The organism is Amycolatopsis thermalba, assembly GCF_003385215.1.
GTDB classification, from domain to species: Bacteria; Actinomycetota; Actinomycetes; order Mycobacteriales; family Pseudonocardiaceae; genus Amycolatopsis_E; species Amycolatopsis_E thermalba.
Map to the genome: position 1 here is coordinate 1 of NZ_PQHW01000132.1, position 17,258 is coordinate 17,258.

Consider the following 17,258-nt stretch of genomic DNA (forward strand, 5'->3'; position numbering starts at 1 on the left):
CGGCGGGGTCGCCGGGGGGGGCGGGGGCGGGCGGGGGGGGTGAGGCGGGTTGGGGTGCGGGTGGGGCCGGGGGCAGCGGGGCGGGCGCGGAGGGGCCCTGGTCCGGGCCGGTCGCGTCCGGGCCCGCGGGGATGGCGTCCCGCACCGCCGCCACCAGTTCGGCGAGGCGGGCGCGCGGATCGGCCTGGGTCGGGATCACGACGCGGACCACGTCGTCACCCGGCACGGCCGGATGCACCTCCAGGTCCCGGTCGCCGGCCCGGAACTCGATCCGGTGCGTCCGGCCCGCACCGTCCAGCGCGGTCATCGTGACGCCGTCGGGATGCGCGGACAGGGTGACGTCCGCGCGGTCCTGGATGCCCAGCTCGCGAAGCATCGCCTCCACTTCACCGGCGGTGACGAAGGCGTCGACCGGAAGCTCGGCGCCGAAGCGCTGCTCGATCAGCCGGACCTGGTCCGCGAACGCCTCGGCGCGGGCGGTCGGCTGCAGGAAGATCGTGGCCGTACGCCCGCCGCGGTAGGTGAACTGCAACGCCACCCGGCCCGGACCGGTCACCTGGGCGGACACGTGCAGCGGGTGCCCGCCCGGCCCGCCGCGCAGCACGTCCTCGGCCTCGCGCAGCAGCCAGAGATCCTGTTCACGCCCCAGGCTCGGCTCGACGACCGGCTGGCCCAGCCGGATCGCGGTGGTGAACCGGTTCACGTGGTCCCTTGTGGACGGATACCGGTACCGCAGGACCTCGGTGAGCAGCTCCGGGGTCCAGGACCGCACCTCGGCCAGCTCGGCCGGCAGCGGACCGTCCAACGCCCGCACCCACTCCAGCAGGTGCAGGTGATCCTCGACCTCCCGCTGCAGCATCAGATCCGCCACCGGGCCGTCGAACTCCGCCGCCGCCACCGCAGGCGCGTCGCGGAAGGAGGTGATGACCTCCTTCACCAGCGCGGTCGCCAGCACACCCAGCGGCTCACCGGGCCGCAGGCCCACCCGGCCCGTCGCCCAGTCGTACACGCCGGACGCGCTGCGGTACGGCGACAACCGGTCCCGCGCCGCCCCGTCGTCCGCGAACGCCTCCGTCAAGCCGCGCTCGCTCAGCTCGAACGACGATGCCGCCTTCGCCTCGATCCGGCGGAGCACCTCGTCCTCGGACACCCCCAGCCGGTCGGCGAGCACGCCCGCGTTCCGCTTCGCGAAGTCCGCCAGCTCCTCCCGCGCGCCGTCGTCGAGGCGCGTGACCACCACCTCGGCCGGCACGCGTGCCCCGGTGAAGGCGGGATTGTCGTACCAGTTGCTGGAGAGCACTTCCCCGTTCTCGCCGAGGGTGTGCTCCCACCAGCCTTCGACGTCGGCGAACGCGATCCGCTCGTGGAGGACCTCGGCGTTCCCGGTGCCCTCTTCGCCGTGGCGCGCCAGCGTCGCGTCGAGGTCGACTCCGGCGGGAGCACGGTGCACGTAGGTCCAGACGGAGCCGGTGAAGTCCCGCAGCTGATCGACCGCGACCAGCAGGTCGCGGGTCGACGCCACCTGGCCGGTGCCCGGTTGCTCGGCGTGCGCCCGGAGGTCGTCGAACCGCAGGTCGCCGCCCGGTGTCCGGGTGATGCCACCGACCTCGGCGAGGACCTCGGGCCGGGTGGCGCGGACGATGAAGAGCGCGTCCTGGGCGTGCGCGCGGCTGCGGTGCAGCGCCACGACCTCGCCGCCGTCCGCGGTCGGCAGGGTGCCGGTGCGCAGGCCCTCGGGCTCACCCAGCGACGTCCCCTCGCCGCGCCGCCACCGCGCGACGGCGTCGGTGATCTGCCACGCGCGGGCCGTGGCGCCGGCGGGCTCCGTCCGCACGTCGTCGGGCACCAGCCGGCCGAGGTCGGCCGGCTCGCGGCCGCCGACGGTCAGCCTCTCCAGTTCCCTCGGCAGCAGCTCCAGAGCCTGCCGCAGGGTCAGCGCGAGCGCCTCCGCCCGGGCGTCCGCGTCCACGGGCACCGCGGGAACGACCACCTCGATCGGCGCGGTCTGGGTGACCTGCCCGCCATCGACGCGCAGCCCGGAGACGTAGAGCCACGAGCCGTCGACCGTGTCGTCGGCCCGGACCCGGATCCCGGCTTGCGCTCCGTCGCCGAGGCGGACGACCCACATCTCACCGCGCCCGGACACGTCGGCGACCGCCTGCGCCTCCACGGCGCCGGGGATCCCGCGGCCGAACAGCTCACGGACCGTGGCCTCGACGACGGCGGCCTCCGTCGTCGTCGCGGCGGCGTCCGGCCACTGGCCGGACAGCGGCACGTCCCGCCCGGAACTGGTCACCGCGGGCGTCCGGCGGAACCGTCGCATCGCGCCGGCGGCCGCCCTGGCCAGCTCGTTCTCCCGGGCCGCCCGCACCGGATGCGTGTCCACGACGACGGCGTCGGGCGTGTGCGTTCCGGCGAAGGTCAGCACCTGCGTGACCTGCGCGCCCTGTCCGGTGAAGGTCACTTCGACCCGGTCCGGAACCTGTTCGGTGTCGCGGACCGGGGTGTCGCCGGACATCAGGCGCACCCGCACCCCGTCGCCGGTGTAGCCGTTCAGCGCCGGGTCCCAGTTCAGCTCGGCGTCCCAGGCGGGCAGGCCCCGGGCGGTGTCGGCGCCGCTGCTGGCCGCCAGCGTCCCCGTCGCCGGATCGAGCTTGAGCGAGAGGTCGGTCCCGCCCGGCCGCGTGTAGTGCAGCCAGCGGCCGTCCGGCCCGGCCGTATCGAGCGGGCCGGTGGAGCCGATCCCCGCGAGGAGCCGGCCGGACCACGAGTGGGCCGGCTCGAGCGGAACGGCGAGGTCGTGCAGGGAAGCGGCGGTGCCCCGGTGCACCTTCGGTCCCGTCGACCCCACGACGTCGAACTCGCGCGCGAGCCCCGTCCGGTGCAGCCCCTGCCACACCGAGTGGTTGATCCGGACGCCGGCACCGAACGGTGTGGTGACGTTGAAGTGCCAGTTGTACCGGTCGTAGACGTGGACCTGGTACTGGACCTCGACCCGCGTGCCGGCCGGCCCCGGCGCCACCTCGACGACACCGCTGACGGTGTAGTAGAAGGTGCCGAGCGCCAGGTGCCAGTCGGCGTTCTGCACCACCATGCGCTCGTTGTCGAAACGCTGCCAGCGGGTGCTGAACGGGAACGTCCCGGACTCGCCACGCGCCTCGGCCGCCCGGACCAGGCGCAGTGCCTCGAAGGCCACCTGCCGTCCGGCGTCCTGGCGCAGGCCCGGGATTTCACGCATCATCCGGTCCGGGTCGACGAGGAAGTCCCGTCCCGTGCCGCCCAGGAAGTGGCGCATCAGCGCCGCCCCGGTCGGGTAGTAGACGGCGGCCGCGCCGCCGATCGAGGTGAGCGCCGCGGCCCGCTGCGCCCGGCCCCACACCGTCGGCGGTTCGACGGCGTACGGGCCGGAACCCGCGCCCATGATGGTGTCACCCGGAGCGGGTTTGGGCGGACGGCCCGGCAGTTCGGGCGTGCCGTTCCCGGCCGCCGTCCAGTCCGGCGTGGACACGTCGATGCCGTGGTCCCGCGCCAGGGCGTCGAGGCTTTCGCGGAGGGCGGGCAGTGCCTGCGTCACCGCGGTCAGGTCACGGCCGGCGATCGACCGCTCGACGGCTTCGCCGAACTGCCGCGCTTCTGCCGCGACCCGGTCCAGCGCCGTACGAGCACCGGCCGTCAGATCCGGTTCCCGCAGCGCGCGGGCTATGCCGTCCAGGATCCGGGCGAGGGGCCCGCGGCCGTCGGCCGCGCCGTGCACCGCGGCTGCGACCTCCACGAGGTCGCGCACCGTGATGCCGTCGCGGTAGGACGGTGCGTCCTCGCCGGCGGGTAGCAGCTCCTCGGCGACGGCCACCCACCGCCCGAAGTCCGCGGGGCCGATGTGCCGCGCGAGCGCCGCGGCCAGGATCGCCTGCGCGAGTTCGCCACCGGCCTGCGTCCGGCCCAGGAACCGGCGGTCGAGCGGCGCGCCGACGGTGTCCATCCAGGTGGTGAAGAACTCCTGCCTGCGCAGGTGCTCGAGCATCGACGAGCCCGGCGGCGGCGCGGCCCGGACGCTCAGCTCGGCCTGCCACGCGTCGACCCATTCGACGGCACGCAGCAGATCGTCGTGCAGTGTGTCGACGATGAACGCACGGTGCACGGCGGTCGCGTCGTCGAAGAGCGTGTCGAACTCGTCGAGCGCGTCGACGAGCGCTCGCATGTACTCGACCTGGATCCCCATGACCACGCCGCCGGGGCCCACCAGCGGAGTGGACAGCTCGCCGAACCAGTCGAGGGACCCGGCGATCGCGTCGTGGGTTTGGGTGGCCAGCCGCTGCCAGTCCGTCTCGTCGATCCAGCCCGGCGCCTGGGGGCGTTCCCGCCCGAGGCTCGGTTCGACGACCGGATCACCCTGCGCCACCGCCAGCGTGAAGCGGTCGACGTGGTCCGTTGTGGACGGATACCGATACCGCAGCACCTCGGTCAGCAGCTCCGGGGTCCAGGACCGCACCTCGGCCAGCTCGGCAGGCAGCGGACCGTCCAACGCCCGCACCCACTCCAGCAGGTGCAGGTGATCCTCGACCTCCCGCTGCAACATCAGATCCGCGGTGGCCCCGTCGAACCGCGCGGCCGCCACGGCGGGCGCATCGCGGAAGGAAGTGATGACCTCCTTCACCAACGCGGTCGCCACTACGCTCAGCGGCTCACCGGCCCGTAGCCCCACCCGGCCGGTGGCCCAGTCGTACACCCCGGACGCACTCAGGTACGGCGACAACCGGTCCCGCGCCGCCCCGTCGTCGGGGAACGCCTCCGCAAGGCCCTGCTCGCTCAATTCGAACGCGGACGCGGCCTTCTCGCGGATCCGGCCCGCCAACTCGTCGACCGGCACGCCCAACCGCGCCGCGACGAGGGCGGACCCGCGCACGGCGAACTCGGCGACGTCCTGCGCGGTGAGGACGTCGAGCCGATCGATGCCGGTTTCGGCGGGCGCCCGCACCCCCGCGAAAGCGGGGTTGTCGTGCCAGGTGACGCTGATCAGATCGCGGTGCCGGGTCCGCCTCACCTGCCACCAGCCCCGGACGTCCTCCGGCTCGACCCGGCTGTGCAGCACCCGGCCCTCGCCGGGAACCGGTGTGCCGCGCCGTTCCGCGGTGGCGTCCACGTCCACGCCGCCGGGGGCGTGGTGCTCGTAGATGTAAGTCGTTTCCCCGCCGTTCGAGTTGTCCGCGGCCGCGACGGACAGCACGGGACTGGAGACGACGACCTGCGGGGCCTCCGCGGACGAGCGCTGGAGGTCCTCGTCGAGGACTTCGCGCCGCCTCTTCCCGGTCAGCCCGCCCCGCTGCACTTCCTCGGGAGCGACCGCGGTGCTGGTGTAGAGCGGACCGTGCCGCTGCGCGCGGCTGCGGAAGACGGCCTCGGTCCGCTCGCCGTCCTTCGTGGCGAGCGGACCGGTCCGGCGCCCGGCGGACGCCACCGGCTCCGGGCCGGGCCGGATGCCGTGGGCGAGTGCCGTGAAGGCTTCGTGGAGCCGCCATTCGCGGGACCGCGCGGTGTCCGGGCCCGGCTCGCGCACGTGGGCGGGAACGAGCGTGCCGGTGACGGGCACGGCGGCCTGCTTGCTCTCGACGACGGGCCGGACCATCGCGTCGACCGTGCCCGGCAGCAGCTCCACCGCTTGCCCCAGCGCATGCGCGATGGCGGCGCGGCGGCCGTCGGCGTCGACGGGAACCGGTGGTAGCGCGAGCACCGCCGCGGCGGCCTGTTCGACCTGGTCCCCGACCCGTATCGGCGGGAGGCGCAGCCACGGATCCGTAACGCTCTCGTCCGGCCGCACCCTCAGGGCGAGCTCGATGCCGTCCTGGAAGCCGAGCAGCCACAGGGTTCCGGCGCCGGCCGGATCCGGCACTGCGCGCGCGGACTCCAGCCCCGGGATTCCGCCGGCGAGCACCTGCGCGACCGCTTCGTCGACGGCGCCCGCGTCGGTGGTCGTGGGCGAAGCGGCGGGCAGTGCCGAGGACAGCAGCACGTCCCGTCCCGGAACCCGCACCACATCCGACGTGATCAAGCGGAGCACCGCCTGCCGGGTCGGACCGTCCAGTTCGCGGATCAGCGCGGACCGAACCGGGTGCGCGCCGTCCGCGGCGATCTCCTCCGGTGTGTACACGCCCCGGAACCCGAGAGTTCCCGTGGTGCCGTCGGGATAACGGACCCGGACGCTGTCGGCCGCGCCCTGCAGTCCGTTCGTGGGCCTGCCGTCGAGCAGCAACTCGACGCGGCCGTCCGCGCCGACGTAGGCGCCTTCGGCCGCGTTCCAGTGCAGCCGCGCGTTCCACTCGTCACGACCGCCGGACTCCCCCGGCGGACGGCTGACGACGATGGAATCCGAACCCGGCTCGAGCCGGAACCAGACGCTGTCGTCGCCGTCCGCCGTGCTGTAGACCTGCCACTGCGCGGCCAACCGCTCCACGGTCGCGGAATCGGGAACGTGCGGCAGCGCCGCGCTCATCAGACCGTCCAGCAGGCGGTCCCGCGGCGACGCCGCGTGGTCGACCGGGATCTCCAGGCCGTACAGCGACAGCAGGGGCCCGCGGTGCACCTTGCGTGCGGTGGACCCGACGATGTCGAACTCGCGCGCCATCCCGGCGCGGTGCAGGATCTGCCATTCGTCGTCCCAGACCCACAGCGGTCCCACCGGGAAACGGTTACCGTGGTGCCAGCTGTACCGGTCGTACACGTGCACCTGGTAGTCGACCTGGACGTCGGGCCGGCCACCGTCACGTCCCGGCAGGACGGTGACGGCTCCGCTGACCGCGAAGTAGAACGTGCCCACTCCGAGGTGCCAGTCCCTGCTCTCCGCCTCGGTCAGGGTGGTGTCGAAGCGCTGCCACGGGGTGGAGAACGGGAACGTCCCGGTTTCGCCACGAGTCTCGGCGGCCCGGGCAAGCCGCAACGCCTCGAACCGCACCTGCGTCGTCGCGGCGTCGTGCAGCGTGGGCAGGGCGCCGAGCAGGTGGTCGGGCTCGACCACGAAGTCCCGGCCGGAGTTGCCGAGGTAGTGCCGCATCATCCCGGCCGCGACGGGCAGGCCCCTCGCCAGGCCCCCGAGGACGATGGCCTGCCCGATCGCCTTCAGCCGCCAGGCCCTGAGACCCGGGCGCTCCGAGCCCCACGTACCGGACCCGCCGCCCATCATGGTCACGCCCAGGACGGGCTTCGGCGGGCGGCCGGGCAGGACCGGGCCCTCCGCGGTGCTCTCGGCCGGACTCGGCCAGTGGGGCGAGGAGACATCGAGGCCGTGCCTGCCCACCGTGCGCAGGCTGGCGCGCAGATCCGCGAGCGCCTCCGCCACCGGCTCCAGCACACCCGGTCGCGCGTCGGCCACCGCGGCATCGAGGGCACGGGCCTTCGTGACGACATCGGCGAGCGCCGTGCGGAGTCCCGCAGGCAGATCGGGCAGCTCCTGCGCCCGCGCGGTCGCCTCGAGCACGCGGGCCACCAGCGTGGGGTGGGCACCGGTTCCGTACACCACGGTCGCGAGGTCGACCAGGTCGGCCAGGGAAACCCCGTCGACGAAAGCGGGGGCGTCCGTCCCGGCGGGCAGGAGTGCCGTCGCGACCGGCCACCAGCGTCCAGGGTCCGCGGGACCGATGTGACGCTGCAGCGCGGCGATCAGATGCGCCTGCGCGTGCCCGCCGCTGGCCCAGGACCGCGCGAGGAACCGGCGGTCGAGCAGGCCCCCGGTGTGCGCCATCCACTCCCGGAACGCCCGCTGCGCGCGGAGGTGCTCGAGCATCGCCGCGCCCGGCGGGGTGTGCGCGTGCACGGTGAGTTCGGGTTCGTGGGCGGAGTACCACTCGTCGAGCCGCACCATGCCGTCGTGCGCACTGCTGATGACGCCCGCTCTGTACGTGGTGTCCTCGGAGGCGACCATGTCGAGGTACGACCGGAGCGTGGCGCGGGAGCTGATCGCGCTCCACTCGGACAGGCGCGGCAAGCTGCGGACCGACTCGGTCCGGCGCTGCAGGCCGTCCGACTCCGCGTGTGCCTCGATCGCGTCCGACAGGAGCTGTACGATCTCGGTCCCCTCGATCCAGCCGCGAGCGGCCGCACCGTCGCGCTGGGCGAACGCCGGGATGTCGCCGTCGCCGAGCACGACGGACCGGTAGGCCAGCACGGCGTGGAGCGCGCCGGCCACCTCGCGTTCCTGGTCCTGCTCGCTCATCCCGTCGGGCAGCGTGAGCCGGTGGGTGGCCGGGTCGCCGGTGGTCAACCGCAGCCGGACCGCCGGGGAACCGGCGGCGACGTCGACGACCAGCCGGAACGGCCGGCCCGCGGAGCTGATCGCGGTGAGCGTGGCGGAGGGTGAATCCGTGCCGGGGATGGCCGCAAAGGTGGTGACGGAATCGCTCAGCCGCGCCTGCTCCGCGCCGCGCCGCGCCACTGCGGCGATCACCGCCGGTTCCACGGCCGCAGGGGCCGGGCCCGGGACGCCCGCGTCGCCCAGCCCGGCGGCGTGCGAGGCGAGGTCGGTGAGCAGCGGCACGGCCAGTTCGCCGAGCGCGGACAGCGGAAGCTCCACCTCGGCCCGCGCGTCGCCGGCCAGCTGCGTGCGCAGCGCGTCCGGGTCGGGCCGGCGGCCGGTTCCCTCCCGCACGTCGAGCACGACTTCCCGGTCGCCGGCCGTCAGCGTGATCACCAGGCCGGACGGCGCGGCCTCGACCCGGGCCACCGCATCGGGAACCTGCGTCGCGAGGGTCGCCGAAACCGCCTCCGCCACGGCGCGCTCGCGCCCGAGGCTCGGCTCCACCACCGGGTCGCCCTGGTGGATGGCCGTGGTGAAGCGGTCCACGTGGTCCGTTGTGGACGGATAACGCCACTGCAGCACCTCGCGCAGCAGCTCCGGGCTCCAGGTCCGCACCTCGGCCAGCTCGGTGCTGAGCGGACCGTCCAGCGACTGGGCCCACGCCAGCACGGCCAGGTGGTCGGCGATCTCGCGGTCCAGCATCAGCTCGGCCGGGGCACCGGTGGCGGTCCGCGCGGCCTCGGCCGGCGGCTCGCGGAAGGACGTGACCACCTCCTTGACCAGCCCGGCCGCGACGACGTCCACCGGGTCGCCGACGGCCAGGCCGACGCGGCCGGACTCCCAGTCGTACACCGCGGCGGCCGACAGGTAGGGCGACAGCCGGTCCCAGGCCGCCTGGTCGCCGCCGAATCCGCGGACGATTCCGCGCGCGGACAGCTCGAACGCCCCGGCGAGCTTCTCGTCGAGGCGGCGGACGACCTCGTCCTCGGTCACGCCGAGCGCGTCGGCGATGGCGCGCGTGCCCCGCTTGGCGAAGTCCCCGATCTCCGCGCGCGCGGTGTCCAGCGACGCCACCACCGCATCCGCGGACGGGACCAGGTCACCCGGGTGCGGCGGATCCGACGCCTCCGCGGACCGGACCCGCCAGGTGTCCTCCAGGATCCGGCTGTTCACCTGCTCGACCGCGCCGGCCACGGCCTCGGTCAGCGCCGCCTGGCCGGTCATCGGCGCGCCGACGATCTCCACCGGCGCCGACTGGACCCACCGCCCCTCCGCGAGGTGGGTGCCGGAGCGGCCCGCGTCCGCCTGCGTCCGCGGGTCCACGTGCAGCTCGACGGCCGGGACCCGGACGCTCGGCGCGGTCGCGGCGGGGTCGACGCGCACCTGGTACTGCCAGCGCAGCCCGTCGGCCCGGGCCGTGCGGATCACCGTCCCGTCCGGACGGGTGACGGTCTCGGTGCGGATCCCGGCGGCGCCGAACGCCGATTCGACCGCTCGCGCCACCTCGTCCGGATCCGCGGTGCGGTCCACTTCGGACGCGGGCAGCTCGATCTCGGCCGCGTCCGTGGTCAGCACCGCGGTCGGCAGCGGGCGCAACGGCTCGGCGCCGTCCGTTCCGGTGAGCGGCTCGGTCGCGAGGTCGCCCACCGCGGGCAGGGTCACGAACTCCCACCGGACCCAGTCCGCGGCCCGCTCGTCCACTGCGGACTGCAGCGCCGCGGGCGTGCGGACACCCAGTTCGACGGCGAGCGGGAGGAGCGCCCGGCGCTGCCAGGACGGTTCGGCGGGCAGCGGGGGCACGACGACCTCCGCCACGCCCGTCTGCACCCATCGCCCGCCGGTCAGCCGCGTGCCCGGTTCGCTGTCGCGCGCGGTGTCCACGTCGACCCGCAGGTCCATCGCGGGCAGCACGACCCGCGCGGTGACCGCATCCGGGTCGACGCGGACCCGGAACCGGAGCACCGGCCCGTCGCCGCGACCGGCCAGCAGCCAGGTGGTGCCGTCCCCGCCCGGGTCGGGCCGGACCCGCCCGGCCCAGTCCTCACCGCCGGAGAGCATGTCCCGCAGCGTGTTCTCGATCGCGCGCGGGTCGGTGGTGCGGGCCCGCCAGGGTTCGGCGGGCGCCTGCACGCCCCGCACGATCCGCTCCCGCCCGGGCAGGGTGAGCACGGTCCGCTCGCCCTGACGCAGCTCGCCGACCGGCGCGCCGGTCGCGGGCAGGTCCGCCGCCAGGTTCCGCAGCGGCGGCAGCTCCCCCACCCGCGGATCGGTCTCCAGGCCGCGGACCGTCTCCACGACCGGCAGCCCGACCTTGGCACGCGCGTCCACCAGCGCGGACACGACCATCGTCCGGCGCCATCCGGGCTCGACGGTCACCGGCGGCAGCACGATCTCGGCCCGGCGGTCCTGGGTCCACCGGCCGTCGCGCGGGCCGGCGCCCGGTTCGACCCGCAACTCGACGACCGGGAGCGACACGTGCGCCCGGGTCGCGTCCGGATCGACGCGCACGGTGAACCCGAGGCCGGTGTCACCGAAGACCCCGGACACGGTCGTGCCGTCGAAGGTGACGTCCCGGGCGCCCGTGGCCTCCAGCGTCTGACGGACGGTGTCGGCGACCAGCGCCGGGTCGGTCGAGGTCACCAGCCCGGGGATGGCCGGCTCGGCGTTGAGCGGCACCGTGCGGTCGAGGGTGTCGTGGGCCGTCACCGGATCGATCGCGAGCACCACCGCCGGATCGGCGGCCCGCGTGCCGGGTTCGCGCGCGGTGACCTCTCGCGTGGCGAGCGCGGGCCAGTCCACGGAAGCCACTTCGGCGGCCTGACCGCGGATGGCGGGTGGCACCTGCGACAGCAGCTCGCCGACCAGCGTCGTGGCCACTTCGGACTGCCACGCCGGGTGGACCGGCACCGGCGGGACCACCGCCACCACCGGGTCCTGCACCCAGCGCGCGCCGTCGAACCGCGGCGGCGGGACCCGGACGCTCGGTTCCGTGGCGAACTCGCTCACCTCGACGGTGAGCCGCCACGACGAACCCCGGTCGGTGAGCGTCCACGTGGTGGTGCCACCGTGCGCCTCCCGCACGACGTGCACCCCCGCGTCGGCCAGCGCGCGCTGGACCGCGTCCGCCATCCCGTCCTGGTCCACCGCGCTCACGACCGCGAGGGGGAAGCTCGCCGTCGTCACCGGCAGCGCCCGTCCCGTCTGCCGTTCGGCTCCCAGGTTCGGCTCCACCGGCGACCGGCCCTCGGCCACGGCCGCCAGCACCTCGGCGGTGTGGTCGAACCGGTTGTGGAAGCTGAGCTGGGACGCGGGCCCGAGCACGGCCTCCTCCCTGGACCGCGCCTCCGCGAGCGCCTCGGCGCGGGCGCCACCGGCCGCGTCCAGCCACGCCAGGACGACCCGGTGGTCGGCGGCCCGGCGGCGGCCGAGCGCCCGGCCGATGGCGGCCCGGTCGGCGGTGTCCACGGCCGCGAGGTCGTCGGCCGGTGCGGTCCGGAACGAGGTGACCACGCCGCGGGCTAGTTCGGTGGCGAGGTCGGCCTCCGGCCGTCCGAGGCGCAGGCCCACCCGGCCGGATTCCCAGTCGTAGACGCTGCTCGCGGTGACGTACGGCGCGAGCCGCGCGCGGGCCGCTTCGTCACCCGGGAACGCGCGGGCGATGCCCTGCTCCCCCAGCGCGAAGGCGCTCGCCGCCAGCTGGTCGAACCGCGCCTCCACTGTGGACAGCGGCACGCCGAGCGCGTCGGCGATCGCCGGGGCGCCGGACTTGCCGAAGTCCGCCAGCGCCTGCCGCGTCCCGTCGTCGAGGGCCGTTACCGCACCGGGATCGCCGTCATCCCCTCGCGGGACAGATCCATCGCGTCCAGCAGCTGCCAGAGCATCCGGTGCTCCTCCGGTGTCACCGGAACCCCGTGCCGTTCCAGCAGCTCCACCGTCGTCAGCGTCAGATCCGGCCAGTTCGCCAGCTCGGCGTACTGGACCATCTCCGCGCGGTCCGGCTCCGGGATCCGCGGCCCGAACGTCTCCAGCAGCGTCCCGGCCAGTCCGGTCGCCTCCGCCTCGCTCAGGCTCGGCACTTCCGTCAGCGCCGTCAGGTCCTCGCTCACCCGCGCCGCTCGTTTCCTCAGCGGTTCCGGGTCGTCCGGGCTGTCGAACAGCGCCAGCAACGTCCGCAGCTCCTCGCGTTCCCGCGTCGACACCGGGCTGTCCAGCCTCCGCAGTGCCCGGATCAGCGCCTGCACGCTCATCGGCCACTCGCCCACGTTCAGCGTCCGGCGAACCGAGTTCAGCGCCTCGTCGTCCAGCCGGTCCAGGAACCTGCCGGGCAGTTCCTTCATCCGCCGAGCGATCTCCACCTCGGAGAGCTCCATCGTCCCGCCCTCCTTCGCGTTGCGGCGTCCCGTCGCCGCCGGGGTCGTCCAGCGGCTCGGCGTTCTGGATGACGTTGCCGGCGTCGATCGCGACCCTGAGCCGGACGCCATCGTAGTCCCCGTGGACCCACTCCTGTTTCTTGCGGTGGACCGGTTCGAGCGGCCGCCGCGCGAGCGCCTCCGGCCGCAGGCCCTCGGTGACGACCTGCGCGAGGATGCTCTCCAACCGCCCTGGTTCGAACCACTCCGCGGGGAACTTGTCCACCCGCGCCGGGTGATCGGGGTTGCGGATCGCCAGCCGGTTCAGCGTGGGCTGGGGCAGCGTGGGCGCCACTTCGTGCCGGGCCGGCTCCGACGGCACGGGGTTGGTGACCACCCCGCGCCCGCCCTCCAGGGGGTAGGCCGTCGCGACCCATCCGTCCTCGAGCACGGCGACGACGACCATGACGCCGTCGTGCTCCCGGCTCGCCACCCAGGACTGGTGCTCGGCGTCCCACACGACGCGGGTGGGGTGTTCGGCGGTCTGGCGGATGATCGCCTCGGTCCGCGCGTCGTCGTCCTTCCACCGCTCCGGGAACTCGGTCTTGCCCGGCCGGCCGGTGCCGTGGCGGTGACCGCCGCCCCGGTCGCCGTCGAGGATGTGCCCCACGCGGTCCGGCTCGAGCCGGATGCGGTCGGCGGGCGGGCGTCGCGCGTCGAAGATGACGTCCGGGTGGTGCCAGCCGTTCGGCCGGGTGGCGTCGGTGAGCATCGTGACCACCTCGGCCACGGTGCTGCCCCCGGTCAGCGGCGCCACCGCGACACCGGCCGCCGTACCCGGCAGCTCGTGCACCGTGGTGGTCAGCGTCGGGCTGACGTTGTCCAGCTCAGCACGCAACGCGGCGACGTCGTCGTGCACTCGTACCACCGCGACCTCGGTGCCGTCCGGGGTGCGGGCGACGAGGTGACCCCGCCGGGTGTCGTCCTCGCCGTCGAGCCGGGTCAGCGTCACCGACGGCACGTTCAGCTCACCGGCGACCTGCCTGGCCAGACGGCCGCCGGCCAGCCTCCGGCGCACCGCGGGCGTCAGTTCGGCGTCCTGCGGCACCGGCGGGTTTTCGGTGAGGTGGCGCAGGCGCGACTGCAGCCAGAACCGGCGCGGATCGTTGCGGCCCAGCCGGTCGCGCTGCCGGGCGACCTCCGCCACCTCCGCGGCGTGCCGCACACCGGCCTCGGTGGTCAGGTTGATCTCGACGGCACGGCCGTCGGGCGCCGTCCAGGTGGTGTGCCACCCGTGCCACTGACGCCCGCCGAGCAGCCCCGCGTCCCGCCGGCCCCACGCGCTGTCGACGTCGTCCAGCGTGAAGCCGCGGCTTTCCAGCTCCTCCGCGACCGTGACGCCGTCGGCGAGGTAGTCGTCCGCATTGACCGTGATGGTGTAGCGGGACGGCCCCTCCTGGGTCACCGCGGCGCCCGGCACCGCCGCGACCGCGACGGTGACGGGGTCCGGCGGGGTGGTGTCCGGCGGCGCGGTGGCCGGTTCGGGCGCGCGCAGCCGGAGCTCGATCGTCTGCCCCGACTGGACGTGGCGCAGCGTGACCCGGCCGTCCTGGACCTCGCCGTGCGCGAAGCCGCGCCAGGCGAACTCCCGGACGAGTGAGTCGGTGACCGAAGCGTCGTCCACGTCGACGGTGAACCGGGCCGGCCCGTCCTGAGCCAGGCCGGCGAGCGTGGTCGGCCGGAGCCGGGCCCCGTCGACGGCGGCGACGGCGTCCTGGAACGGCTCCCGCCAGGTGCCCGGCTCCTGCGGTTCGGAGCGGCCGGCTTCGGTGTTCGGGCCCGGGAGGGGTTCGGCCTGCAGGACTTTCCCGTCGGGAGCCACGACCGCCGCGATCGTCACCCCGTCGCGGTCGCCGCGAACGGCCCACAACCCCGTTTCTTCGTCGAACCTGGCCACTTCCGGCCGCTGGACGACGTCCCGCACCACGTCACCGAGCACGGACCGGGGGTTCGTGCCGTCGCCGAACCACCGCGCGGCGATCCGGATGTGCCCGGGGGAGGTCGCTTCCGGCCCGTGCCGCTCCAGCATCCGGTCGAGCACGTCGCCGGACACCTCGAGGTCGCCCAGTGCCGGCCGCTGCTCGTGGTCGAGCACGGTGTCCCAGGCGTTCGCCCGGGCACCGGAGGGCAGTTCGACGGTGTCCAGGCCGTCCGGCTCGAGCACGCCGCGCAGGATCTCGTTCCGGAGCCCGGCGTGCGGGCCGTCCGGATCCAGCCGGGCGGCCTGGGCCCGTGCCGCCACCGACTCCGGTGTGCCGAACCGCAGCACGATCGACTCGCCGGTGACCGGGTTGGTCCACCGGGTGACGACCCCGGATCCGGCGTGGTCCCAGTGCAGCTCGGTGGTCTCCGGGCGCAGGCCGGACTCCGCCAGTGCCCGCACCGTCGTCTGGACGCCGTCGCGGAATCCGGGGGCATCGGGCAGGCGCACCGAGTAGTGGGACGGCGCGCCCGCCGCCGACGGCGGCGCCAGCGGGTCGGGCACCAGGCGGGCGCCGCGGACCGCCGTCATCACGGTCCGGGCCAGCGGGGTGACCGCGGGATCGCGGTACAGGGCCACCGTGCCGTCGGTCAGGTCGCCCAGCCCCTGCAGGGTCGTGCCGACCTCGCCGAGCACGTGGCGCCACTTCACCCGCTCCGCGATGGTGCGCTGGAAGCCGTCGCTGAGCGTCTTGTCCGACACCCGGAGCTGCAGGGGCTCCGCCTGGACCCCGTCGGCCGTGAAGCGGGGGTAGACGACCTGGTACTCGCCGGCGGCCAGGCCGGAGTCGACCGCCAGGACCGCGTCGACGGTGACGTCGTCGTAGACGAGCCGCACGGTCTCGTCGTGGAACTCCACCCGCTGCGGCAGCCGGGCGCCCGGCTCGGACAGGCGGTTCAACGGGATCGGGTCGCCGAGCGACGGCGCCGACGGCGTGAGCACGGCGGCCGGCGCCGTGGTCTGGCCCAGTCCGCGCGCGAAGGACTCGAACTCCTGGACGACCGCTTCGCTGTCCGCGGTGGTGTCCCGCGTGACCGCGACCGAACCGCTGACCGGCTCGCCCGGCACCCGTGCCAGGGCGCGGCGGTTGACCGCGTGGTGCGGCTGGTCGCGTCCCGGCACACCGTCGGCGACGGTCCGCAGGCCCGCTTCCAGCAGCGCGTCCAGGTCGCCGCGGCCGATCCGGATGGTCGCCTCGCCGGTCTGCCGTGCGGAGCCGTCGGCCCGCACCTGCCAGGTGCCGGGGTCGACCTGCACGTGGTTGTCGGGAACCCGGTCGTCCAGCTGGACGCGCACGAGGATGCGGTTGCCGTTGCCGTACTCCACGACCAGCGGGCCCTCGCCCGGGTCGCCGTGCAGCGCGGTGGCGACGCGCGGGCTCGCGAGACTGTTGTCCGGCGCGGACTCGTGGCGGCGGGCGATCGCGTCGGTCAGGTCCTGGTCGCCCGGGGCCGCCGGCATGGCGTCCGGGCCGGCCTGCACCGTGCGCGGCAGCGCGTGCCACGTCGTGCCCGGTTCCTGCGGCGTCATCCCGCCGACGGCCGGGCCCGCGTTGGTGTGCACCAGGGACGGCGTGAGGTCGTCGGGCAACGGGGCGCGGGCGAACAGGTGCTCCAGGACCTGGTCCATCATGGCCCGGTTGTTCTGCATCACCTCGGTCATCTGCTCGGACACGAGGCTGGAGACGTGGACCTCGTCGCCCCGCACCTCGACCGCGCCGGCCGGGAGGTCGTCGTTCAGGGTCACGAAGAACTCGGCGGTCTGGTTGTGCGGCGAGATGACGCTGAACATGCCGGTCTCCCGGTCCACCTGGACCGTGTAACCTTCCGCGTTCAGCGCGTCGAGGGTGCGGGCGGTGACCGCGGTCGCCGTCTCCGGCCCGCGCTCGGCCTTCTCCGGCGGGTTCTCCGGGGTGAACTGCTGCCGGGGTTCGCGGGTGTCCGTCGTCTCGGGCCGGCTGCCGGAGTCCGCGTCGCCCGTGGAGGAATCCGGGTTCTGCGTGGACTCACCGTCGCGAGTGGACGAATCGGGAGCCTGGGTGCTGTCACCCTCCCGACGCCCACCGTCCGCGGCGTCCGGGGTCTGCGTGGTGTCACCGTCGCGAGTGGACGGTTCCGGGTTCGCCTCCGGTGTCCGGGTGCGGTTCTGGGCCGCCGTCTCGTCCCGGCCGGTCTGGGTGCGGTGGTCGGTGTCCGGCTGCGTCGTACGGCCGGTGTCGCGCGTCGGCTCGGCAGTCCGGTCCCCGCCGGGCTGGTCCGCGCCCGCGGTGGCCACCCGGCGCTGTTCCTCGGGCGCCGTCCGGGTGTCGTCGCCGGACGAGGTCTCTTCGGTCTCCGGCTTGGTGCTCTCGTCCGGCGTCGTCCGCCGCGGTTCGCCGGACTGCTCGCCGGTGCGGCCGTTGCGGGAGGGCGAATCCCCCGCGTTCTGCGCGGAACCGGAGCCGCCCGACCCGCTCGACCCGCCGGCGCCGGACGCCGCCCCGCCCCGGGTCGCCGAACCCGAGCCGCTGCTCGACCCGCCACCCGGGCCGGACGACGTGCTCGCCGACCCACCCGACCCGCCGGTCCCGCCGCCGGTCGCGGTC

The 17,258-nt window shown here is 74.9% G+C and carries 2 pseudogenes; one reads left to right on the top strand and one right to left on the bottom strand.

The features are described from left to right. Positions 1-16,948: pseudogene (locus D0D15_RS32190) on the bottom strand (hypothetical protein); the annotation flags it as partial. A 64-nt stretch (positions 16,949-17,012) separates the two neighbouring features. On the opposite strand from D0D15_RS32190, the pseudogene D0D15_RS36730 reads away from it, so the two are divergent. After that, positions 17,013-17,258: pseudogene (locus tag D0D15_RS36730) on the top strand (hypothetical protein); the annotation flags it as partial.